Raw genomic sequence first — 23,214 nt, forward strand, 5'->3', positions numbered from 1 at the left:
CTCCCCGCGGAGAGGCCCCCCGGCCGCCGGTCAGGGAGCGCAGAGCTCCGGCGGGACACTGCTGCCGCAGGTGTCGTCCTCGAAGTCGACCGCGCCCACGTCGAGCAGGGACGGGCTGACCTCCGGAGAGCTCAGCAGGACGTCGACGGGGACGTTGCCGGTCAGCGTGTTCCCCTCCACCACGACGTCCTCCGCGGGGCCGGGGTCGATGCCCAGCGCGTCGTTGAACGGCGGCAGCGAGACGAGGACGAGCCCACCGGCCGGGAACTGCAGGCTGGCTGGGTCGACCGACGGCACGTTGTCGTGGACGTGGTTGTGCCGGACGGTGACGGTGTCGGCGTTCACGACGCCGATCCCGGTGCCGGAGACGCGCAGCGACGCCTGCACCTCACCGACGCCGGCGAGGCAGAACCGGTCGTTGGCGGTCACCTCGTTCCACTTCAGCTGCCAGTCCCCGCCCTCGACCTGCCGGCCGGCGTCGGGGATCTCGGTGGTGGCGTCGTCGAAGACGAGGACGCCGACGCAGTTGCCGGACACGTAGTTGTTGCGGATGACCCCGACGCGCGACTCCCGGGCGACGACGCCGAGGTCGTGGCCCTGGACGTCATTGGCCACGACGTCGGCGTAGGAGTCGTCGGAGTCGGTGATCCCGATGCCGGCCGTGCCGCTGTTCGGCGCCTCCGGCGAGCCGCGGTCGAGCCCCTCCACGACGTTGCGCGAGATCCGCGTGTGCGTGGAGTCGGCGGCGAGGATGCCGTAGCGATCGTGCGCGTGGACCGCGGTCTCGTGCACCCGGAAGCCGTCGCACCCCAGGCGGCGATCCCGTTGGCCGGGTGGTTCCAGGTGGACAGGTGGCGCACCCGGACCGGGCCGTCGGGCTCGAGGAAGAACAGCCCGGAGACGTCGTCGGCCAGCGTGGCGGGGTCGGACTCGGGATCGGCCTCGTTTCGCGCCGTCCAGCAGGCCGGCGCCCCCTCCTCATACCAGAGGCGTGTGTGGGCCTCGCCCCTCCGACGGGTCCCGGGCTCCGACCACCGGACCCGTCAGGCGGACTCCCGCACCACGAGCCGGGTCGGGCAGACCCGCACGCGCACCTCGTCGTCGCCCTCGACCTGCCGCAGCAGCAGCTCGGTCATGAGGGAGGTCATCTCGCCCAGCGGCTGGGCCACCGTGGTCAGCGGCGGGTCGCTCGTGGCGGCCACCGGGGCGTCGTCGAACCCGACGACGGCGACGTCACCGGGCACCGAGCGGCCGGACGCGCGCAGCACGCGCAGGGCACCCACCTCCATCGGGTCGGAGGCGACGAAGACGGCGTCGAGGTCGGGCGCGCGCTCGAGCAGGGCGGTCATCGCGGCGGCACCGCCGGCCTCGGTGAAGTCGCCCTCGGCCACCAGCGCCGGGTCCTCGGCGACCCCGGCGTCCCGCAGCGCGGTGCGGTAGCCGGCGTAGCGGTCGATCCCACCGATCATGTCCCGCGGGCCGGTCACGGTGGCCACCCGCCGCCGGCCGGCGACCAGCAGGTGCGCGGTGGCCGCCCGGGCGCCGCCGGCGTTGTCGGCGTCGACGTAGCAGACCGGGTGGCCGTCGAGGGGGCGGCCGGAGAGCACCAGCGGCACCTGCGCCTCGGCGAGGATGCGGGGCAGCGTGTCCTGGCTGTGCAGCGACATCAGGATGACGCCGTCGACGTGCCCCTGACGCACGTAGCGGCCGACCTTCTCCTGCTCGCGCTCACCGCGGGCGGCGAGCAGGACGAGGTTCATCTCGGTGTCGGCCAGGGCGGCCGACAGCTCGCGGACCACCCGGGCGAAGAACGGGTCGGAGAACACCTGGGTGTCGGACTCCGAGAGCACCAGCGCGATCGTGTCGGTGCGCCGGGTCACCAGGCTGCGGGCCATGCGGTTGGGCACGTAGCGCAGCTCCGCCACCGCCGCCTCGACCGCCCGGCGGGCCTCCGGGCGCACCTTCGGCGAGCCGTTGACCACGCGCGACACCGTCGCCCGCGACACGCCGGCGAGCTCGGCCACCTCGTCGAGGGTGGGCGAGGACGCCCGTCCGGCCAGGGTCGTCACAGGACCTCCTCGGGTCGTGGTGCGGGTCCATGGTGCACGCGTCAGGGCGTCCCCGCTCGGCTCGCCGACGTCTGCCGAACACCCACTTGACAGGTCGATGTGATGCCCATCACTCTCCTCCCATCCGGTCGTGAGAGCGCTTTCACGGCGACAACGTAACCCGGACGAGGTCGTTCGGGAACCGATCCAGGAGGACCGATGACCGTTTCCCGGAGACGCAGGGCGGCGCTGGGAGCTGCCCTCGCCACCTCGCTGCTGGCCGCCGGCTGTGGAGGCGGCGGTGGCGGTGACGACGGCGCCGTCACGCTCGACCTCGGCCTGTTCGGGACCTTCGGGTTCGAGGAGGCCGGGCTCTACGAGGAGTACATGCGGCTCAACCCCGACATCCGCATCACCGAGGAGTCGGTGGAGCGGTCGGCCGACTACTACCGGGCGCTGCAGACGCGCCTGGCGGCCAACTCCGGCCTCGCCGACATCCAGGGCATCGAGGTCGGCTTCGTCGCCGACGTCGCCGCCAACCACGCCGACGCCTTCGTCGACTTCGCCACCACCGAGAACGCCGACGAGTCCCTCGGCCACTACTTCGACTGGAAGGTCGAGCAGGCCACCACCTCCGACGGCCGCGTGCTCGGCCTCGGCACCGACGCCGGCCCCCAGGCGATGTGCTACCGGCACGACCTGTTCGAGCAGGCCGGGCTGCCCACCGACCGCGCCGAGCTGGCGACCCTGTGGGCCGACTGGGACGGCTACCTGGAGCTGGGCCGGCAGTACGAGGCCTCGCCCACCAAGCCGGAGGGCAGCTCGTGGGTCGACAGCCCGGCGAGCGTCTTCTCCGCCTCGGTGTACCAGGGCGAGACCGCCTACGACGACGAGGACGGCAACCCGATCCCCGAGTCCAGCGACGGTGTGCAGGCCGCGTGGGAGGACGCCAGCGCCGCGGCCGCGGACGGGCTGACGGCCAACCTCACCCAGTTCGGCGACGAGTGGAACTCAGCCTTCGTCAACGGTGCCTTCGCCACCATCGCCTGCCCGGCCTGGATGCTCTCCTACATCTCCACGCAGGCCGGTGACGAGGGCGCGGGCACCTGGGACGTCGCGCCGCTGCCCGGCGGTGCGGGCAACTGGGGTGGCTCGTGGCTGGCGGTCTCGGAGACCAGCGAGCACAAGGAGGAGGCGATCGCCCTCGTCGAGTGGCTGACCGCCCCCGAGCAGCAGGTCAAGCGGTTCACCTCGCTGGGCTACTTCCCCTCCAGCCAGGAGGCCGCGGAGGACCCGGCGGTCGCGTCGGCCACCAGTGAGTACTTCACCGGGGCGCCGATCGGGCAGCTGTTCGGCGAGTCGGCGGCCGCGGTGCGCTTCACGCCCATCGGCCCCTACGACACGCAGATCCAGGAGGCCTTCACCGAGGCCCTCACCACGGTGGGCGGCGGGACCGACCCCGACGACGCCTTCCAGGCCGCACTCGCCGAGATCGAGCAGATCACCGGCGGCTGACCGACTCCGGCCGGTGCCCGCGCGACCGTCGGCCCGGGCACCGGCCGGCTCCACCGCACCGCCCGACTCGCAGTGAGGCCCCCCGCATGACCATCGCCAGCGACGACCCCCGGGTCGCGGCGGTCACCGCACCGCCACCCGACGCCCCACCGGCCGCTCCGGCGGCCGCCCCCCGCCGCCGCCGCGCCCGGCTCACCCGCAACCGCTGGGGCTACGCCTACGTCGCCCCGTTCTTCCTGCTCTTCGGCGCCTTCAGCCTCTACCCGTTCCTCTACACCGCCTACATCTCGCTGCACGAGGTCCGGCTGTCGGACATCGACGGCGCGGAGTTCGTCGGATTCGGCAACTACACCGCCCTGCTGCAGAACGAGTTCTTCTGGAACGCGGCGAGGAACACCCTCACCATCGGGATCCTCTCGACGGTCCCGCAGCTGTGCATCGCCCTGGGCCTGGCCCACCTGCTGAACTACCGGCTGCGCGGCCGGACCTTCTTCCGGGTCGCGATGCTCATGCCCTACGCCACCAGCATCGCCGCGGCCACGCTCGTCTTCGGCCAGCTCTTCGGCCACGACTACGGCCTCATCAACGCCCTCCTGCAGGGCCTCGGCCTGGACCGGGTCGACTGGGAGGCCGGCACCCTGAGCAGCCAGGTCGCCATCTCGGTCATCGTGACCTGGCGCTGGACGGGCTACAACGCGCTCATCTACCTCGCCGCGATGCAGGCGATCCCCAACGACCTCTACGAGGCCGCGACGCTCGACGGCGCCAGCCGCTGGAAGCAGTTCATCCACGTCACCGTCCCGGCGCTCAAGCCCACGATCCTGTTCACGATCGTGGTCTCGACCATCGGCGCGGTGCAGCTGTTCGGCGAGCCGCTGCTCTTCAGCGGCAACGGCATGACCAACGGCGGGGCGTCCAACCAGTACCAGACCCTCGGCCTGCTCATGTACGACCAGGGGTGGACCAACTTCCGCCTCGGCCAGGCCGCCGCCACCGCGTGGGCCATGTTCCTGATCATCCTCGTCGTCGTGGGCGCCTGCGCGCTGATCGCCCGCCGGCGTGCCCGGGCCGAGCGGTAGGAGCCGCCATGACCACCCTCGCCACCCCGCCGGAGGAGTCCGTGGACGCCCCGGCCCGCACCGTCGCCTCCGCCGCCCCGCGGCGCCGGCGCCGCCGGGCCGGCCGCGTGACCGCCGCCGGACCGCTGACCTACCTGCTGCTCGCGCTGACCACCCTGGTGTCGGTCTTCCCGCTGTACTGGACGATGGTCGCCGGCTCGCACACCAACGCCGAGATCGCCGCGACGCCGCCGCCGTTCCTGCCCGACGCCGACCTGTTCACCAACATCGGCCGGGCGATGGAGGAGGCGCCGATCGGGCTGGCGATCGTCAACTCCGTCGTCGTCGCCGGCTGCATCACCGTGGGCACGGTCCTGTGCTGCACGCTGGCCGGTTTCGCCTTCGCCAAGCTCAGGTTCCGCGGCAACGGCGTCCTGCTCGGCCTGGTCATCGGCACGATGATGGTGCCCACCCAGCTGGCGATCATCCCGCTGTTCATCCTCATCGCCGAGCTGCAGTGGGTCGACCACCTGCAGGCGGTGGTGCTGCCGACGCTCGTCAGTGCCTTCGGCGTCTTCTTCATGCGCCAGTTCCTCACCCAGGCGCTGCCCGACGAGCTGCTGGAGGCCGGCCGCGTCGACGGCGCCTCCACGTGGCGGATCTTCTGGTCGATCGTCGTCCCGGTCGCCCGGCCGGCGATGGCGGTGCTGGCGATGCTCACCTTCCTCACCGCCTGGAACGACTTCTTCTGGCCGATCATCGCCCTCACCACGAACAACCCCACCGTGCAGGTGGCGCTGGCCGGGCTGGGCGGGGGCTACGTCCCCGACCGAGCCGTGATCATGGCCGGGACCCTCGTCGGCACGCTGCCGGTCCTCGTCGTCTTCGTCGTCCTCGGCAAGCAGATCGTCGGCGGCATCATGCAGGGCGCGGTCAAGGGATGAGGCGTCCACGCACCCCCACTCCCCGCCCCAGCTCCCCGAGAGGGCTCTCACCGTGGCCACCGTGACCTTCGAACAGGCGACCCGCATCTACCCCAGGGCCGACCGGCCGGCGGTCGACACCCTCGACCTGGCGATCGGCGACGGCGAGCTCCTCGTCCTCGTCGGCCCCTCCGGCTGCGGCAAGTCCACCTCGCTGCGGATGCTCGCCGGCCTCGAGGAGGTCGACGCCGGCAGCATCCGGATCGGCGACCGCGACGTCACCGACTCCCCGCCCAAGGACCGCGACATCGCGATGGTCTTCCAGAACTACGCGCTCTACCCGCACATGACCGTCGCCGAGAACATGGGCTTCGCCCTGAGGATCGCCGGCGTCGGCAAGGCCGACATCGGCCGGCGGGTCGCCGAGGCCGCGCGGATCCTCGACCTCGAGCCCTACCTGGCGCGGCGGCCCAAGGCGCTCTCGGGCGGGCAGCGGCAGCGGGTGGCGATGGGCCGGGCGATCGTCCGCCAGCCCCAGGTGTTCCTCATGGACGAGCCGCTGTCCAACCTCGACGCCAAGCTGCGCGTGCAGACCCGCACGCAGATCGCGGCGCTGCAGCGGCGCCTCGTCGTGACCACCGTCTACGTCACCCACGACCAGGTCGAGGCCATGACCATGGGCGACCGGGTCGCGGTGCTGAAGGACGGCGTGCTGCAGCAGTGCGACGCCCCCGGCACGCTCTACGACCGGCCCGCGAACACCTTCGTCGCCGGATTCATCGGCTCCCCGGCGATGAACGTCGTCACCGGCCCGGGGGTCGACGGCGGGGTGCGGCTCGGCGGCGCGGTGCTGCCGGTGCCGCGCGAGCGGCTGGCGCGCGCCTCCGCCGGCTCCGGCCGGATCACCGTCGGCTTCCGTCCGGAGGCGGTGGACCTCAGGGCCGGCGACGGCGTTCCCGTGGTGGTCGACGTGGTCGAGCAGCTGGGCTCGGACGCCTGCCTGTACGCCACCCTCGGCGCGGCCGACGACGGTGACGTGCTGCACACTGCTGATCTCGTGGTCCGCACGGAGCCGCGCAGCGCACCGGCGGTGGGGGAGCCGGTGACGCTCCGGGTCCGAGAGGACCACCTGCACGTGTTCGACCCCGTCACGCAGCTCCGCGTCGACTGACCCGCACCCTCCCGTCCCCCTCGGCGGCCCCGTGCCGGGCGCCGCGCTGCCCCCTGACCACCGCCGCGAAGGAGCACCCGCCTTGACCACCACCGACAGCCCCGAGGACCTCCTCGCCGGCCTAACCTTCCCGCCCGGCTTCGTCTTCGGCGCCGCCACTGCGGCCTACCAGATCGAGGGCGCCGCCGACGAAGACGGCCGGGGCCGGTCGATCTGGGACACCTACAGCCACACCCCGGGCCGCACCTTCGGCGGCCACACCGGCGACGTCGCCTGCGACCACTACCATCGCTACCGCGACGACGTCGCGCTGATGCGGGAGCTGGGCCTGTCGGCCTACCGCTTCTCGGTCTCCTGGCCGCGCGTGTTGCCCGAGGGTGCGGGCCGCGTGGAGCAGCGCGGCCTGGACTTCTACCGCCGGCTGGTCGACGAGCTGCTCGAGGCCGGCATCGACCCGTGGCTGACGCTCTACCACTGGGACCTGCCGCAGGCGCTGCAGGACCGCGGCGGCTGGGCCGACCGGGACACCGCCGCGCGGTTCGCCGACTACTCGGCCGTCGTCGTCGACGCCCTCGGCGACCGGGTGCGGCACTGGTCGACGCTCAACGAGCCGATGTGCAGCTCGCTGATCGGCCACATGGCCGGTGCCCACGCCCCGGGCCTGCAGGACCCGGTCGCGGCCTCCCGGGCCGTCCACCACCTGCTGCTCGGGCACGGGCTGGCCGCGGGCCGGCTGCGGGCGGCCGGCGTCGAGTCGTTCGGCATCACGCTGAACTTCACGCCGATGAGCCCGGCCACCGACTCGCCGGCCGACCTCGACGCCGCCCGCCGGCTCGACGGACAGCAGAACCGGATGTTCCTCGACCCGGTCGTCTCCGGCGCCTACCCGGCAGACGTCGTCGACGACCTCGCCGCCGCCGGCGCGCCCCTGCCGGTGCAGGACGGCGACCTGGAGATCATCGCCGCGCCGCTGGACTGGCTGGGTGTGAACTACTACTTCGAGCAGACCGTGCGCGCCGGTGCCCGCCCGGCGGACAAGCCGCCGACGTCGTTCATCGGCGGCGAGAACGTCGTCGAGCTCGACCCCGAGGGCCCGACCACGACCATGGGCTGGGGCATCAGCCCGCGGGCCTTCACCGACCTGCTGCTGTGGCTGGGCGCGAAGGCGCCGGGCCTGCCGCTGATGATCACCGAGAACGGCTCGGCCTGGGACGACGTGGTCGACGCCGAAGGCGCGGTGCACGACCCCGAGCGGGTCGACTTCCTGCTCCGCCACCTGGCCGCCATGACCGCGGCGATCGAGCGCGGCGCCGACGTCCGCGGCTACTTCGCCTGGTCGCTCATGGACAACTTCGAGTGGGCCCGCGGGTACGCGCAGCGCTTCGGCCTGGTGCACGTCGACTACGACACCCAGCGACGCACGGTGAAGGACAGCGGGCGGGTCTACGCCGAGGTCCTGCGCCGCCACCGCGAGGGCTGATGGCCGGCCTGCCGGCGGGTCCCGTGCTCGACGACGGGGCCCGCGGGCGGGTGCTCACCTGCCTGCTGATCTGCCAGCGCCACTCGTGGGACCAGGGCCTGACGGCCGCGGTCCTCGACGGCGCGGGGGAGGCCGGGGCGCTGCGGGTCCTGGTCGACGACGCCGTCGCACGGCAGCTGCCCGACGGCCGGCTGGCCGAGCTCGACCCGGCGTGCAGCGTCAACGGCGGGGTCGTGGGGGAGTACGTGGACCGGGTGGCCGCCCGCCTCGGCGACCGGGAGCTCGCCGCCGCGGCCGCCCGCCAGCGCGACTGGCTGCTGCACCGGGCGCCCCGGGCCACCGACGGCACCCTGTTCCACCTGCTCGGCACGCGGGAGGTCTGGGCCGACACCGTCTTCATGGTGGTGCCGCCGCTGGCCGCGGCCGGGCACGGCGACGCCGCGCTCGCCCAGCTGGACGGACACCGGGCCCGCCTGCGGCGACCCGACGGGCTGTGGCGGGCCCGGTGGGACGAGGACGGCGGGCGGACGGCCGACGCCCGCGCCTGGGGCACCGGCAACGGCTGGGTCGCCGCCGCCCTGGCCCGGACGGTGGGCCGGCTGACCGGTGCCGCCGGCGCCCGGGTGGCGGAGGAGGCCCGGGCACTCCTCGACGCCTGCCTGGCCCACCGGCGTGCCGACGGGACGCTCGGGGACGTGCTCGACGACGACACCTCGGACGCGGACACGGCGGTCGGCGCGATGCTGTCCTACGCCGCCCTCACCGGCGCCGCCGAGGGGTGGCTGCCGGAGTCCTACGCCGCGGCCGGACGGTCGCTGCTCGGCACGGTGGTGGCGAGCCTGGACGGGCTGGGACGGGTCTCCGGCGCGGCGGCGGCGCCCCGGTTCGACCGTCCGGGGCACTCGCCCGAGGCGCAGGCCTGGCTGCTCCTGGCCGACGCGGCGGCGCGGCGCGGTCAACGGCCCGGGACCAGCGCGACGACGTCGGCGGCGCAGCCCCAGGAGAGGGTGACGCCGGCGCCGCCGTGTCCGTAGCAGGCGACGACCGGACGGCCGGCCCGCTCGACGCGCTCGAGGCGCACGGTGGGCCGGCCCGGCCGCAGCCCGACCGCGCGGGAGAGCACGGGGGCGTCCCGCAGCTCGGGGACCAGCGCCCGCGCCCGCGCCAGGACGGCGGCCTCGACGCCGGGGTCCGGCTCGGTGCCGGTGGCGCCCTCGACGGCCGTGCCGCCGCAGACGACGTCGCGTCCGCGGGGCACGACGTAGGTCAGCCCGTCGGGCCCGTCCTCGTCGAGCACCCAGCCGGTCAGGCCGGGGTCGGCCAACCGCACCACCTGGCCCTGGACCGGGATCCCGCTGTCATCGCCGAGCAGGGGGCCGGAGGCCAGTCCGGCGGCCACCACGAGGACGTCGCCGGGGACGTCGTCGAGCCGGCCGACCCGCGTGCGCACGACCTCCACCCCGGCCGACCGGGCGGCTCCGGCCAGCCACGGCAGGTACCGGCCCGTGTCGACGACCGGCAGCGTGCAGCGGGTGCCGCGGGACGCCCCGGGCGGGAGCTCGGCGCCGGTCGCCGGCCGGTGCGGCAGCCCGCGGGTCCACCACAGGTCGGGCTCGGGGTCGCGGTGCACGACGGTGCCCGGCCGCAGGGTCACCCCGGTGGCCGGGTCGTCGGCGAGGGCGGTCCGCGACGCGGCGCCCCAGCGGAGCACCGCATCGGCCGGCGCCGCCCGGTAGGGGAACCACAGCGCCGCGGCCACGGCCGAGGTCGTCGCCTCCGGCGGGTCGGCCGCGTGCAGCCGCACCCGGTGACCGGCGCGGGCGAGCTCGAGCGCGCAGGTCAGGCCGACCACCCCGCCGCCGACGACGGCGACCCGCGGGTGCGGGCCGCCGTCGCCGGTGCTCACCTCGCGGTGCTCAGGTCGCGGGGCTGGGGTCCGTGCGCTCCTCGGCGGGCGCGGCCTGCACGTCGCCGATGCGGTACCTCTCCACCGCCTCGCGCACCTGGGCCCGGTCGACCAGGCCCCGGTCCGCCAGCGACGCGAGCACCCGGACGACGATCGACTCGGCGTCGACGTGGAAGTGCCGCCGCAGCGCCGGGCGGGTGTCGGACAGGCCGAACCCGTCGGTGCCCAGCGTCGCCATCCCGCCGGGGACGAACGGCGCGATGAGGTCGGGGACCGACTTCATCCAGTCGGACACGGCGACGACCGGGCCGTCGGTGTCCTGGAGGCGCTGCGTCACGTACGGGATCTGCGGCTCCTCCTCCGGGTGCAGCAGGTTGTGCTCGGAGCACGCGTCGGCCTGCCGGCGCAGCTCGGTCCACGAGGTCACCGACCACACGTCGGCCGACACGCCCCAGTCCTCGCGCAGCAGCTCCTGGGCGCGCAACGCCCACGGCACCGCCACGCCGGAGGCCAGCACCTGCGCCCGGTGGCCCTCCCCGTGACCCGGGGCGTAGCGGTACATGCCGGCCAGCAGGCCCTGCACGTCCAGCCCCTCCGGCTCGGCCGGCTGGTTGTACGGCTCGTTGTAGACGGTCAGGTAGTACATGACGTCGGGGCTGCGGTGCCCGCCCAGCGGCGCGCCCGGGTCCTCGCCGTACATGCGCAGCAGCGCGTCGCGGGTGATGTGCCCGACCTCGAAGGAGAACGCCGGGTCGTAGGACACCACCGCCGGGTTGGTGTGCGCCAGCAGCAGCGAGTGGCCGTCCTCGTGCTGCAGGCCCTCGCCGTTGAGCGTCGTCCGGCCCGCGGTGGCGCCGAGGACGAACCCGCGGGTCATCTGGTCGGCGGCGGCCCAGAACGAGTCACCGGTCCGCTGGAACCCGAACATCGAGTAGAAGATGTAGATCGGGATCATCGGCTCGCCGTGCGTGGAGTACGAGGTGCCGGCGGCGGTGAACGACGCCGTCGAGCCGGCCTCGTTGATGCCCTCGTGCAGGATCACGCCCGACTCGGACTCCTTGTAGGTGAGCATCAGCTCGCGGTCGACCGAGGTGTAGCGCTGACCGGCCGGGTTGTAGATCTTCTGCGACGGGAAGAGGGAGTCCATCCCGAACGTGCGGGCCTCGTCGGGGATGATCGGCACGAAGCGCGGGCCGAGCTCCTTGTCCTTCAGCAGCTCCTTGAGCAGCCGGACGAACGCCATCGTCGTCGCGACCTCCTGCTTGCCGGAGCCGCGGCGCAGGACGTCGAGGGCCTTGTCGTCGGGCGCCTTCAGCGTCTTGAACTCCGCCCGGCGGCGCGGCACCGCACCGCCGAGGGCCCGGCGCCGCTCGAGCATGTACTGCATCTCGTCGGAGGCCGGGTCGGGCTTGTAGTAGGGCGGCAGGGTCTTGTCCAACGCCTCGTCGGGGATGGGCAGGTAGAGCCGGTCGCGGAAGGCGGCGAGGTCCTCGGCGGTCAGCTTCTTCATCTGGTGGGTGGAGTTGCGGCCCTCGAAGTGGCTGCCCAGCGTCCAGCCCTTGATGGTCTTGGCGAGGATGACCGTCGGCTGGCCCTTGTGCTCCACGGCGGCCTTGAACGCCGCGTAGACCTTGCGGTAGTCGTGCCCGCCGCGGGAGAGGTCCCAGACCTCCTTGTCGCTCATGTGCTCCACGAGCTTGCGGGTGCGCGGGTCGCGGCCGAAGAAGTGCTCGCGCACGAAGGCGCCGTCCTCGGCCTTGTAGGTCTGGTAGTCGCCGTCGGGCGTGGAGTTCATGAGGTTGACCAGCGCGCCGTCGCGGTCGGCGGCCAGCAGCGGGTCCCACTCCCGGCCCCAGATCACCTTGACGACGTTCCAGCCGGCGCCGCGGAAGAACGACTCCAGCTCCTGGATGACCTTGCCGTTGCCCCGCACGGGGCCGTCGAGCCGCTGCAGGTTGCAGTTGACGACGAAGGTGAGGTTGTCCAGCTCCTCGCGGGCGGCCAGGCCGATCACGCCCAGCGACTCCGGCTCGTCCATCTCGCCGTCGCCGAGAAAGGCCCAGACGTGCTGGTCGGAGGTGTCCTTGATGCCGCGCGCGTGCAGGTAGCGGTTGAACCGGGCCTGGTAGATCGCGTTCATCGGGCCCAGGCCCATGGAGACGCTGGGGAACTCCCAGAAGTCGGGCATGAGGCGCGGGTGCGGGTAGGACGACAGCCCGCCGCCGGGGTGGCTGACCTCCTGCCGGAAGCCGTCGAGCTGCTCCTCGGTGAGGCGGCCCTCGAGGAAGGCGCGGGCGTAGATGCCGGGGGAGGCGTGACCCTGGAACCAGATCTGGTCGCCGCCGCCGGGGTGGTCCTTGCCGCGGAAGAAGTGGTTGAAGCCCACCTCGTAGAGCGAGGCGGAGCTGGCGTAGGAGGAGATGTGGCCGCCGACGCCGATCCCCGGCCGCTGCGCGCGGTGGACCATGATCGCGGCGTTCCACCGGATGTAGGCGCGGATGCGCCGCTCGGTGTCCTCGTCACCGGGGAAGTAGGGCTCCCGCTCCGGCGGGATGGTGTTGATGTAGTCGGTGCTGCGCAGTGCCGGCACGCCCACCTGCTGCTCACGGCTGCGCTGCAGCATCTTGAGCATCAGGTAGCGGGCGCGCCCGCGGCCTGCGTGCTCGACGACGCTGTCGAGCGACTCCACCCACTCCTGGGTCTCGTCGGGATCGGTGTCGACCAACTGGCTGGGGAGCCCGTCGGTGATGACCGCGCGGGGCTGGCCGGCGTCGCGGGTGGGGTCGCCACCCTGCTGCGGTGCGCTCATGGCCCCATCGTCTCGCGTTCCCCGCCCCGGCGTCACCTGATGGTGGCGAAGACCCAGGGCCGCCACGCCGACGACGGCACCCGCGCGCCTCCCCGTGGACCGCTTGCGCCTGACCAGGCATGCCCTACGCTCCTGCCCACGCGCACCGACGTCGTCGGCGCCGCACGTCCGGGCTCGAGAGGGGTGACATGACCAGGCAGCGGGTGGCATCCCCGCCGGTCGTGTCCGTCGTCGGCCCGCACACCCCCCACGCGCCCGGGTGCCGGTGCCGCGTGCCCGCCGGCCCGGGGTCGGCCACCACCGGACCTCTGGAGGAACAGCAGGGATGAGCGTCGACTCGGGCAGCGCCAGCATGGCGGCCCGGCTGGGGATCAAGCCGGGCATGGTCGTGCAGGAGCTCGGCTGGGACGAGGACGCCGACGAGGACCTGCGCGACTCCATCGTCGAGGTCTCCGGCAGCGACATGGTCGACGAGGACACCGACGAGGTGGCCGACGTCGTCCTCCTGTGGTGGCGCGAGGACGACGGCGACCTGGTCGACGCGCTCGTCGACGCGATCGCCTCCCTGGCCGACGACGGCGTCGTCTGGCTGCTGGTGCCGAAGTCCGGGCGTCCCGGCCACGTCGAGCCCGGCGACGTCACCGAGGCCGCGCCCACCGCGGGCCTGGCCCAGACCAGCAGCATCTCGGCGGCCAAGGACTGGTCGGGCATCCGGCTGGTCACCCCGAAGACCGCGCGCACCCGCCGCTGAAGGACCCCGTCCTCCTCGTCCCTCGCCAGCTCGGGACGAGCCTCTGGACGGGGCCGTTCCATGGCGTCACCGGGAGTGGGGCACGATCGGGCGCATGAGTCTCTCCGTCGGTGACGTCGCGCCCGAGTTCAGCCTCCCGGACTCCGACCGCCAGGTCGTCTCCCTCGCCGAGTTGCGCGGCGCGCCCGTGCTGGTCGTCTTCTACCCCTTCGCCTTCTCCGGCATCTGCACCGGCGAGCTGTGCCAGCTGCGCGACGAGCTCGCCACCTACACCGACGCCGGCGTGCGGGTGGTCGCCATCAGCACCGACCCGGTGTTCAGCCTCAAGGCCTGGAAGGCGCAGGAGGGCTTCGAGTTCCCCCTGCTCAGCGACTTCTGGCCGCACGGTGCGACCGCGCAGGCCTACGGCGTCTTCAACGACAAGGCCGGCATGGCCCTGCGCGGGACGTTCCTCGTCGACGCCGACGGGAAGGTCGCCTTCGCCGAGGTCAACCAGCCCGGCGACGCGCGCGAGCAGTCCGGCTGGAAGGACGCCGTCGCCGAGCTCGCCGCCTAGGCTGGGCCGGCGGGGCGCGTAGCTCAGCGGGAGAGCTCTCGCCTTACAAGCGAGCGGTCGCAGGTTCGATCCCTGCCGCGCCCACCCTCGTCCGACTCCGACGGCCGGCCACCCGACCGGCCGGGCGTCGGCGGACGCGCGCGGTGGTCGACGCGAGGCCGACGTCAGGCCGCGGCGGCGAAGACGGGCGGCGGGACGTCGGGCCGGGGGAACGCCGGCCGCAGCGCGAGCGGCGAGCGGAACGGGCGCCACACACCCTCGGGCTGGGCGAGCCGGTCGGCGACGGCGTAGATGACCGCCGGGTGGTGCCCCATGCCGAGGTGGCTGGCGTACACGGCGATGTTCTCCGACCGCGGGGAGAGCCGGTCCAGGCAGGCCTGCCAGGCGACGATGCCGTCCTGGTGGGAGTAGATCGACGTCGACGGCACCTGCAGCGGCGTCGCCTCGCTCTCCAGCGGCAGCGAGCGCCGCTCCACGTGCAGGTGCGCGTAGCGCTCGAACACCTTGTGCGCGCGGGTCTGGCTGTCCGACCGCAGCGCGAACGGACTGCCGAGGGTGATGACCTGGCGGACGGAGTCCGGCGTCCGGCGGGCCAGGTCGCGGGCGAAGATGCCGCCCAGGCTCTGCCCGACGAGGCTGACCGGCCGGCCGTAGCGCTCGCCGAGGTCCTCGATGCGCCGGCTCATGCCGTCGACGCACTCCGCGGTCGGCCCGATGTTGCGGCCCAGGCGCCAGCCGTGGACGCGGTAGCCCAGCCGGCGCAGCACCCGCCGCAGCGTCAGCGTGGACATGTCGTCGGCCATGAGGCCGGGCAGCACCAGCACGGGGTGCCCGTCCCCGGCCGGCAGCCGGGGGAGCAGCGGCCGGGCCGCGAGGTAGAGGCCGTAGTCGGCGCACGCGCGGCCGACCTCGGTCAGGTACAGCGGCAACCCCGGGCCCTCGAACTGCTGTCGTGCCACGTCGTCCTCCTCGCCGGCCGTCCGTGGCCTCTCTTCGACCAGCGACCGCCGCCTCTCCCGGTACCACTGTGGAGCTACGGTCACACCTGACTGTGACAGGACACGGTAACGATCGTGGCGCAGACCACAGCCGTCCCGGGAGTCCCATCAGCACGGCGGCGGGCGGCCCGGGCGGGGGCGTGGAACCGTACGGACGGCGCCGCGCGGGCGCCGACGGGGACAGGAGGACGGCGCGTGGAGCAGGCTCCCGGCACGAGCAGGACGATCGACCTCGGCGGTCCGGTGCACCTCGTGGACTACGGCGGTGCCGACGACGGTCCCGCCGTCGTCCTGGTGCACGGCCTGGGCGGGTCGCACGGCAACTGGGACCTGCTGGCGCCGCTGCTGACGCCGTCGGCCCGGGTGTGGGCGCTGGACCTGCCCGGCTTCGGCCGCAGTGAGCCCGGGGAGCGCCGGGCCACCGTGCAGGCCAACGTCGGGGTGCTGCAGCGCTTCCTGCGCGAGGTCGTGGGGGAGCCGGTGGTGCTCGTCGGCAACTCGATGGGCGGGATGATCTCGCTGTTCACCGCGGCCGCCGCGCCCGACGCCGTCCGGGCGCTCGTGCTGCTCGACCCGGCGCTGCCCGGCGGCCGTCGCCGGCTCGACCCGCTGGTCGCGGCCACCTTCGCCCTCTACGCAGTCCCCGGCATCGGGGAGCGGGTCCTGTCGCTGCGGCGGTCCCGGCAGACCCCGCTGACCCGCGTGCGCACGATGCTGCAGCTCGTGGGCGTGGATCCGGACACGCTGCCGGCCCCGGTGGTCGACCGGGCGGTGACGCTGCTCGAGCAGCGCGGGGACGTCGCCGGCATGGACCGGGCGTTCCTCACCGCCGCCCGGTCGCTGCTGCGGATCCTGCTCGACCCGCGCCGCTACCGGGCGGCCATGGCGCGGGTGACCGCACCGGTGCTGCTCGTGCAGGGCGACGTCGACCGGCTGGTGCCCGTCGGCGCCGCCCGGGAGACCGCCCGGCAGAACCCCGGCTGGCGGTACGAGGAGTTGGCCGGGGTCGGGCACGTGCCGCAGCTGCAGGTGCCCGACCGCCTGGCCGGCCTGGTGCTCGCCTGGCTCGACGAGGTCGCCGTCAGCGGGTCCGCAGCTCGGTCTTGAGGACCTTCCCGCTGGGGCCCTTGGGCAGCTCCTCGATGACCAGCACCTCCCGCGGGTACTTGTAGGCCGCCAGCCGCTCCCTGCAGAAGCCGATGACCTCGGCCGGCTCGGCCGAGGCGCCCTCGCGCAGGCTGACGTAGGCCACGACCTCCTCGCCGAGACGCTCGTCGGGCCGACCGACGACGGCGGCCTCGCGGACGGCGGGGTGGGCGTGCAGGACCTCCTCGATCTCGCGCGGGTAGACGTTGAAGCCGCCGCGGATGACGAGGTCCTTCTTGCGGTCGACGATGTAGAAGAAGCCGTCCTCGTCCCGGTAACCGAGGTCGCCGGTGTGGAACCAGCCGCCCTTCATGGCCTCCGCGGTGGCGTCGGGGCGGCCGAGGTAGCCCTTCATGACGTTGTGCCCGCGCAGGACGATCTCGCCGACGTGGTCCGGGCCGGGCGGCAGCTCGCGGTCGTCGGCGTCGACGACGCGGACCTCGCAGCCCCACAGGCGCTTGCCGATGGACATGACCCGGCGGTCCTCGGCGCTGCGGTTGAACGTCGCGAGCGCGCAGGTCTCCGACAGCCCGTAGCCCTCGAGGACGGTCGCGCCGTAGGCCGCCTCGAAGCCCTTGATCACCTCGCCGGGGATGGACGCGCCGCCGGACACGCAGATGCGCAGGGAGGAGACGTCGCGGCCGGTCAGGTCGGCGTACATGAGCGCGACGAACATCGTCGGCACGCCGCAGAACACGGTGACCCGGTGCTGCTCCATCGCGTCGAGGACCGCGCCGACGTCGAAGCGCGGCACCAGCACGAGCGTCGCCGCGGAGCGGACGGCGCAGTTCATGACGCTGGACAGGCCGAAGACGTGGAACAGCGGCAGCACCGCCATGGCGACGTCGTCGTCGCGGTAGGCGAAGGTCTCGGCGGCGACGGAGGCGGCCATGTACGCCTGGAAGTGGGTGAGCTCGGCGCCCTTGGGCTTGCCGGTCGTGCCGCTGGTGTAGATGACCACCGCGGTGTCGTCGGGGGACATCTGCTCGACGTCGGCCGGGTCGGCCTCCGCGCCGGCGGCGACCAGCTCGTCGAACGGGCTGGTGTCGGCGGGGGCCTCCGGCCCGCCGGGCGCGGACACCACGTACACGCGGACGTCCCCGGCCCCGGCCGCCCCCTTGACCGCTTCCTCGGCGAACGCGTCGAAGGTGATCAGCGCCTTCGACCCGCTGTCGGAGAGGTGGTAGCTCACCTCGGGCGCCTTGAGCAGCGGGTTGAGGGGGACGACCGTCATCCCGGCCTTGAGCGCACCGAAGTAGGCCAGCACGAACTGCGGCACGTTGGGCAGCTGCAGCGCGACCGAGTCGCCACGGCCCAGCCCGGCCGCCCGCAGGCCGGCGGCGACCTGTCCCGACAGCACGTCGACCTGGCCGTAGGTCAGCGCCAGCGGGCCGAGGCGCAGCATCGGCTTGTCCGGCTGCGCGAGGGCGGACTCGCGCAGGATGGTGGCGAGGTTGAAGCTCATGGTCCCCCCAGGACTGTGACACGGGTTACACCCGGTCCAGTACCGCCACCACCCCGGCTCACACCTCCTGGGCGTCAGCCGCGGCCGAGCGCCACCACCTCGTCCAGCCCCGCCTGCAGGTCGGCCACGAGCCCGGCCGGGTCGGTGACGGCAGCTGAGTCGAGGTTCATCCCGATGCAGCACTGCGTCTCGTGCGACAGCAGCGTGATCATCGCGGCGCAGCCGGGCAGCGGGCCGAACGGGAACATCCGGGTGATCCGCGAGCCGGCGATGTACACCGGGTGCGTCACCCCGGGCACGTTGGAGACCTGGACGTCGTTCGCGCTGGTCAGCCGCCCCGACACCGCGCCGATCACCGGCGCCGGCAGCCAGCTCAGCGTGGGGGCGAGCAGGTCGTTGAGCACGCTGGAGCGCGCGTCGCCGCGCACGGAGAGGACGAACTCGCGGATCGTCCGGATGCGCGCCGCGGGGTCGGGCTCGTCGAGCGGCGCGGCGAAGCGGGCGCCGGTGAACCGGTTGCCGCCCTCGGGCGCGTCCTGCGACCGCAGGCTGATCGGGATGCCGATGGCCAGCGTGCCCAGCGGCGCCCCGTGCCGCTGGTGGTAGCGGCGGAAGCCGCCGACCATCGCGGCCAGGAAGCCGTCGTTGAGCGAGCCACCGGCCGCCTTCGCCCCGGCCTTGAGGTCGGCCAGCGCCACCTCGAGCACCTCGAGGTGCCAGTCGCCGCCGCGCGGGGTGAGCAGGGTGGAGCCCGGTCCCGGCGGGGTGAGGGTGCGCCCGGCCGAGCGGGCCGACCCCAGCGCCGAGGTGACCGCGCCCCACGGGTTGGCGCCGCTGGTGAGCGCGTCGACGCCGCGGCGCAGCACCGCCATCGGTGCCGAGCGGGCGGTGCCGACGAGCTGCTCGGTGAGCAGGCCGGTGCGCGAGACGCCGTCGCCGGGCGTGGGAACGGGTGGCTCGGGGCGCACCGGGTCGTGCTCGGCGGTGCGGCTGTGCAGCCTGCCCATGAGCTGCACCGCGCCCAGGCCGTCGGTGGTGCTGTGGTGGGTCTTGACGACGTAGCCGGCGCGGCCGTCGGCCAGCCCCTCGACCAGCAGCGCCTGCCACAGTGGCCTGTCGCGGTCCAGCGGCGCGGAGACGAACTCCCCGACGACGTCGAGCAGCTGCCGCATCGAGCCCGGCTCCTCCAGCCGCACCCGCCGCACGTGCGCGTCGAGGTCGAGCTCCTCGACCGTCACCCACCGCGGCGTGCCGATGCCGAGCGCCGGCTCGACGACGCGCTGGCGCATCCGCGGCACCATCCGCGAGGCCCACTCGTGCGCGGCGCGCAGCCGCTCCCACTCCGGGGCGGGCTCCAGCAGCTCCAGCAGGGCGACGTTGGCGCGCAGCCGCGGGTCGGCCACCTCGGCGCGCCACATCGCCGTCTCCAGCGGGTTCATCTCCGGCACGCTGCCCCAGTCCAGCGGCGGGGCGGGCAGCGGCGCCGCCTCCCCGGCGGTCGGCTCCTCGCTGACCACGGGGCGCTCGCCGCGGCCACCCCAGTCGGCCAGGGTGCGCAGGTACCGGTCGCGCACGTCGGCGACCCGCTCGTCGAGGTCGTCGACGGTCCACCCGTCGGTGGGGACCGGCGGCAGCACGCGCACCTGGACGACGCCGGGGGAGACGGTGGTGGCGCCGCGCCACATCAGCTCGCCGGTGTTGCGCAGCACGATCGGCACGATCGGCACGCCGGCCTGCATGGCGACGTGGAAGGCGCCCTTCTTGAACGGCGCCAGCGTCGGCGTCGCCGTCCGGGTGCCCTCGGGCGCCACGACCAGCGAGATGCCCTCCTTCAGGCGCTGCACCGCGGGCTCGAGCGCCCTGCGCGCCTGCTCGGGGTCGCCGCGGTCGACGAAGGCGACGTCGGCCAGGCGGAAGGCCAGCCCGAAGCCGGGTGTGCGGGCCAGCTCCTTCTTGGCCACGCCGGTGAACCCGCCGCGCAGGAGCTTGGCGAGCACGAGTACGTCGAGCTGGCTCTGGTGGTTGAAGAGGAACACCGCCGGGCGGGTGGCGAGGTGCTCGGCGCCCTGGACGTCGAGCCGGACGCCGGCCAGCGCGCTGCCGAGTTCACCCGCGAGGGTGATCCCCAGGTCGACCGCCTCGCGCCGGGAGCCGCCCAGGGCGCCGACGGCCAGGCCGGTGGCGAAGCCGCCGACCATGCCGCCGACGCCGGCCACGGTGCGGGCGAGGTCGACCGGCGAGGTGGTGCCGCGGCGGCGGAAGTGGGCCACCGGCCAGGAGTAGTGCCGCGCGGCGGCGGTCAGTCCGCGGCCGGGGTTGAGCGCGCGGGCCCGGCCGACGGTGCGCAGGAAGGGGACGTCCTCGTCGCCGTTGGAGTAGGCGTAGCTCTGCAGCAGGTCGATGCCGTGCTCCTCGGCGAAGGTGCGCACGGCGGCGGCCTTGCCCTTGCGCCACAGCAGCGGCCCGCCGGGGCGGCCGGTGCACAGGCCGTCGACGATCTCGACGGGGGAGACCAGCACGTGCTCCACGCCCAGGGCGCGGGCGGCCGGCTCGACCTGGAACCGGGTGGCCGAGGAGGCCAGGACCACGGTGTGCCCGGCGTTGAGGTGCGCGGTGACCAGACGCCACGCCTCCGGGTACAGCGACCCGGCGATGCCCTGGACGAACAGCCGCTCGCCGAGCTCGAGCAGCTCGTCCTCGCTGCGGCCGGCCCACGCGCGCATGCCGGCGACGGTGAACCGCTCGAAGTCCTCCTCGGTGGTGACCCCGCGCAGCCCGTTGAGCAGCAGCTGGCCCAGCGCGTTCGGCGTCACCTCCAGCGAGCGCAGGTGGTGGCGGGCGAAGGCGGCCAGGGAGTAGCCGTCGATGACGGTGCCGTCGAAGTCGAAGAACGCGCCGATCCGCGGGCCCGGGGGCGCGGCGTCGACGTCGGCGATCAGCTGCTCCTCGGTCCAGACCGCGCGCCTGGCCATCGCCGCGGCGTTCTCCCGCAGACCGCCGCCCGCCGTCGTCCCCTGGTCGGCCGTCACGGCTCCACCCCCACGCTCTCCCGCCGCGCCGCGGCGTCCAACTCGTCGATCACTCCTACTCGGCCGACGACGTCCCGGACTTGAGCGGCCCACTCCTGGCGGCGGCGGGCCAGCTCCTCCCGCCCGGGGTCGACCAGGTCGAGGTTGGCGGCCAGCCGCAGCGCGCTGGCGAACAGCTCGCGCGACAGCGACTCGGGCCCGTGCAGCCGGCCCTGCAGCAGCATCTGCTGGCCGACGCCGCTGCACTCGGCGAGGAACTCCGGCTCGGCCACGGGGGTGCGCGGGTCGCGGGCGGCCAGCCGCTCGGCCACGACGAGCTGCGCGTCGAGGAAGGAGCGCAGCACCCGGTGGGCCACCAGCAGCGGCGCCCGGCACAGCACGTCGCGGCCGTCGGCGGTCTCCCACGCCGGGTCGAGCCGCGCGAGCTCGGCGGCCAGCCGCTCGCGGTAGGCCTCGCGCTCGGGGAAGAAGAACTCGAACTCCAGGAGCTTGCGCAGGCGGGTGGCCTCCTCCCAGCGGTCGGCCGGGTCGCGCAGCATGACCAGCTCGGCGATCGCCCGGTCGACGACGTGGTGGACGGCGCTGTTGCGGTAGAAGGCGGCCACCAGGTGCTGGCCGCGCTCGATGGCGTAGACCGGCTCCTCGCCGCCCTCGTAGACGGTGACCACGCCCTGCTGGGCGAGCGCGGCGAGCACCCGCCGCACCCCGGTGGCGGTGCGCAGGGCGGCGCCGGAGTGCGGCCGGCCCTCCTCGGTGAGGTAGGCCAGCAGGGGCTCGAGCACCCGCTGCACCTGCCCCAGCGTGAGCGCGCGGTCCCGGACGCCGAGGAGTGCCAGGGTGACCAGCGCGGTCGCCGTCGCCGGGGTGACGGAGTTGATCCCGACGGCGACCTGGAAGGCTACCTTCTGCAGGGTCAGCCGGCGGGCGTCGGGGTCGGCGGGGTCGGCGCCGCTGCGCAGCGCCGCGGCCAGCGAGATGGGCTCGGCGAAGCCGACGTGCACGGTGCCCAGCGGGGTGCGCACCTGCTCGCGGATGTAGGAGGCCATCCACGACAGCCCCTCGCCGCGCTTGGCGGCCCCGCCCTGCTCGGCGGCCATGCCGGTGACCTCGCGCAGCTGGTCGTAGGTGATCGACACGGGGACCACGTAGGCGTCCTCGACCCGGCCGCGCTCGACGGCGTCGGCCACGTAGCGCAGCAGCCCGTGACGTGGCGGGCGCAGCTTCCCGGTGCGGGAGCGGCCGCCCTCCATGTACCACTCGAGGTTGAACCGCTTGGCCAGCAGGAAGGCGAAGTACTCGCGGACGGCGAGCTTGTAGACCTGGTCGTCGCCGAAGCTGCGCCGGATGAACACCAGCCCGGCGCGCTTGGCGATCGGGCCGACCGGCCAGAAGCGCAGGTTCTCCCCGCCCAGCACGTGGTTGCGCGGGAAGTCGTGGGCGGCGAGCACGTCGGCCAGCACCAGCGGGTCGACGTAGGAGCGGTGGCTGGGCAGGAACACCAGCGGGTGCCGCCGGTTGAGCTCCCGCAGGCCGGCGAGCCGGGCGGTGTCGGCATGCACGTCCCACGCGCGGGCGTGCACCGGCCGCAGCAGGGCGGTGAACAGCTCGACGGCCACCGGGTCCATCGCCGCGACCAGGCCGCGCAGGTCCTCGACCGCCTCGGCCATGACCTGCTCCTCGGGCAGCTCGAGCCGCTCGGCCAGCGCGGCGACCTCGCCGCGGAACTCCGGGCTGTACTGGATCGCCTCGGCCACGTGCCGCGGCACCTTCGCCCGGTCGCCGACCACCAGGCGCTCGGCCCGGTCCAGCGCCAGCTCCGCCTGGTGGACGACGAAGGCGGCCAGCGAGCCGCTGCCGTCCCACCGGCGCGCCAGCTCGGCCACCGTCGCGGGCTCGGCGACGACGACGCGGGCGCGGTCGGGGTCGCGGCGCACCGCGGCGGCCTGCAGGGGCGCGGGCGGACGGCGCAGCAGCCAGGGGCGCACGTCGTGCAGCCGGCCGCGCCGCGTGCGTCCCGGGGCGGAGGCGGAGGGCCGGCGCGGGGCCCAGGCCACCCGGACCGCGGTCACCACGGTCTCCGGGACGGCGTCGGCGAGCGGCGCGGCGAGCGCGGCGCCGCGCATCGGGACCACGGTCACCTCGTCGCGGTCGGCGGGGACCACGTCGGCCACCAGCCGCCGCTCCACCTCGCTGGTCACGTCGGCCAGCACGATCGTCGGGACGGCGGTGTCGACGAGCGGGTCCATGTGCACCTCTCTCCGGGGTCTCCCGGGACTGCTCCGGCCCACGCAGGCCCCGTCCGGTCTCGTCCGGGGCCGCGGCCGGGGTCACGCCCGCGGGGACGCCGAGCCTGCCGGTC

General features: G+C 74.2%; 17 protein-coding genes and 1 tRNA gene. 10 read left to right on the top strand and 8 right to left on the bottom strand.

Annotated elements, in window-relative coordinates:
- Positions 1–30: 30 nt before the first annotated feature.
- A complete protein-coding gene (locus tag BM165_RS11420; protein WP_075013670.1) occupies positions 31–792 on the bottom strand; it encodes a right-handed parallel beta-helix repeat-containing protein in 762 nt (253 codons plus the stop codon).
- 251 nt (positions 793–1,043) lie between these two features.
- A complete protein-coding gene (locus BM165_RS11425; RefSeq protein ID WP_075013671.1) occupies positions 1,044–2,069 on the bottom strand; it encodes a LacI family DNA-binding transcriptional regulator in 1,026 nt (341 codons plus the stop codon).
- A 198-nt stretch (positions 2,070–2,267) separates the two neighbouring features.
- On the opposite strand from BM165_RS11425, the gene BM165_RS11430 reads away from it, so the two are divergent.
- The 6 genes from BM165_RS11430 (at position 2,268) to BM165_RS11455 (ending at position 9,229) form a co-directional block, all read left to right on the top strand.
- Entirely contained in the window at positions 2,268–3,563 is a 1,296-nt protein-coding gene (locus BM165_RS11430) for an extracellular solute-binding protein (protein WP_075013672.1), read from the top strand.
- Positions 3,564–3,649: 86 nt separating this feature from the next.
- On the top strand, positions 3,650–4,642 hold the full coding sequence (locus tag BM165_RS11435; protein WP_075013673.1) for a carbohydrate ABC transporter permease: 993 nt from the start codon (positions 3,650–3,652) through the stop codon (positions 4,640–4,642).
- A gap of 8 nt (positions 4,643–4,650) precedes the next feature.
- Entirely contained in the window at positions 4,651–5,565 is a 915-nt protein-coding gene (locus BM165_RS11440) for a carbohydrate ABC transporter permease (protein WP_075013674.1), read from the top strand.
- Between the two features lie 61 nt (positions 5,566–5,626).
- Entirely contained in the window at positions 5,627–6,715 is a 1,089-nt protein-coding gene (locus BM165_RS11445; protein WP_432276816.1) for an ABC transporter ATP-binding protein, read from the top strand.
- Positions 6,716–6,797: 82 nt separating this feature from the next.
- Positions 6,798–8,195, top strand: a complete 1,398-nt coding sequence (locus tag BM165_RS11450; protein WP_075013676.1) for a GH1 family beta-glucosidase — start codon at positions 6,798–6,800, stop codon at positions 8,193–8,195.
- On the top strand, positions 8,195–9,229 hold the full coding sequence (locus BM165_RS11455) for a glycoside hydrolase family 88 protein (protein WP_075013677.1): 1,035 nt from the start codon (positions 8,195–8,197) through the stop codon (positions 9,227–9,229). The genes BM165_RS11450 and BM165_RS11455 overlap by 1 nt, the downstream gene beginning before the upstream one ends.
- On the opposite strand, the gene BM165_RS11460 is transcribed toward BM165_RS11455, so the two are convergent.
- Positions 9,151–10,101: an FAD-dependent oxidoreductase gene (locus BM165_RS11460; RefSeq protein WP_075013678.1), complete on the bottom strand. Its 951-nt coding sequence runs from the start codon at positions 10,099–10,101 to the stop codon at positions 9,151–9,153. The two genes, BM165_RS11455 and BM165_RS11460, sit on opposite strands and share 79 nt — an antisense overlap.
- A 10-nt stretch (positions 10,102–10,111) precedes the next feature.
- A complete protein-coding gene (aceE, locus tag BM165_RS11465) occupies positions 10,112–12,910 on the bottom strand; it encodes a pyruvate dehydrogenase (acetyl-transferring), homodimeric type (RefSeq protein WP_075013679.1) in 2,799 nt (932 codons plus the stop codon).
- Positions 12,911–13,235: 325 nt separating this feature from the next.
- Between aceE and BM165_RS11470 the strand changes: the two genes are divergently transcribed.
- From BM165_RS11470 to BM165_RS11480, 3 genes are all read left to right on the top strand, one after another.
- On the top strand, positions 13,236–13,661 hold the full coding sequence (locus tag BM165_RS11470) for a DUF3052 domain-containing protein (protein ID WP_075013680.1): 426 nt from the start codon (positions 13,236–13,238) through the stop codon (positions 13,659–13,661).
- 94 nt (positions 13,662–13,755) lie between these two features.
- Entirely contained in the window at positions 13,756–14,217 is a 462-nt protein-coding gene (locus BM165_RS11475; protein WP_075013681.1) for a peroxiredoxin, read from the top strand.
- A 12-nt stretch (positions 14,218–14,229) separates the two neighbouring features.
- Positions 14,230–14,301 (top strand) — tRNA-Val (locus BM165_RS11480).
- Positions 14,302–14,381: 80 nt separating this feature from the next.
- Here the strand turns inward: BM165_RS11480 and BM165_RS11485 are convergent.
- The gene (locus tag BM165_RS11485; protein ID WP_143108133.1) at positions 14,382–15,176 is read right to left on the bottom strand and encodes an alpha/beta fold hydrolase; all 795 of its coding nucleotides are present in this window, start codon (positions 15,174–15,176) and stop codon (positions 14,382–14,384) included.
- Between the two features lie 234 nt (positions 15,177–15,410).
- Here BM165_RS11485 and BM165_RS11490 point away from each other — a divergent pair, with 234 nt between their 5' ends.
- On the top strand, positions 15,411–16,322 hold the full coding sequence (locus BM165_RS11490) for an alpha/beta fold hydrolase (protein ID WP_075013682.1): 912 nt from the start codon (positions 15,411–15,413) through the stop codon (positions 16,320–16,322).
- On the opposite strand, the gene BM165_RS11495 is transcribed toward BM165_RS11490, so the two are convergent.
- From BM165_RS11495 to BM165_RS11505, 3 genes are all read right to left on the bottom strand, one after another.
- The gene (locus tag BM165_RS11495) at positions 16,297–17,826 is read right to left on the bottom strand and encodes a long-chain-fatty-acid--CoA ligase (RefSeq protein WP_075013683.1); all 1,530 of its coding nucleotides are present in this window, start codon (positions 17,824–17,826) and stop codon (positions 16,297–16,299) included. The genes BM165_RS11490 and BM165_RS11495 overlap by 26 nt on opposite strands.
- Before the next feature lie 74 nt (positions 17,827–17,900).
- On the bottom strand, positions 17,901–20,855 hold the full coding sequence (locus BM165_RS25180) for an HAD-IB family hydrolase (RefSeq protein ID WP_075013684.1): 2,955 nt from the start codon (positions 20,853–20,855) through the stop codon (positions 17,901–17,903).
- Positions 20,852–23,101 carry a glycerol-3-phosphate 1-O-acyltransferase gene (locus tag BM165_RS11505; protein ID WP_075013685.1) on the bottom strand — a complete coding sequence of 750 codons (2,250 nt, stop codon included), beginning with the start codon at positions 23,099–23,101 and terminating at the stop codon, positions 20,852–20,854. Before BM165_RS11505 ends, BM165_RS25180 begins: the two co-directional genes overlap by 4 nt.
- Between the last annotated feature and the right edge of the window lie 113 nt (positions 23,102–23,214).

This window comes from Geodermatophilus obscurus (genome assembly GCF_900115395.1).
GTDB classification, from domain to species: Bacteria; Actinomycetota; Actinomycetes; order Mycobacteriales; family Geodermatophilaceae; genus Geodermatophilus; species Geodermatophilus obscurus_B.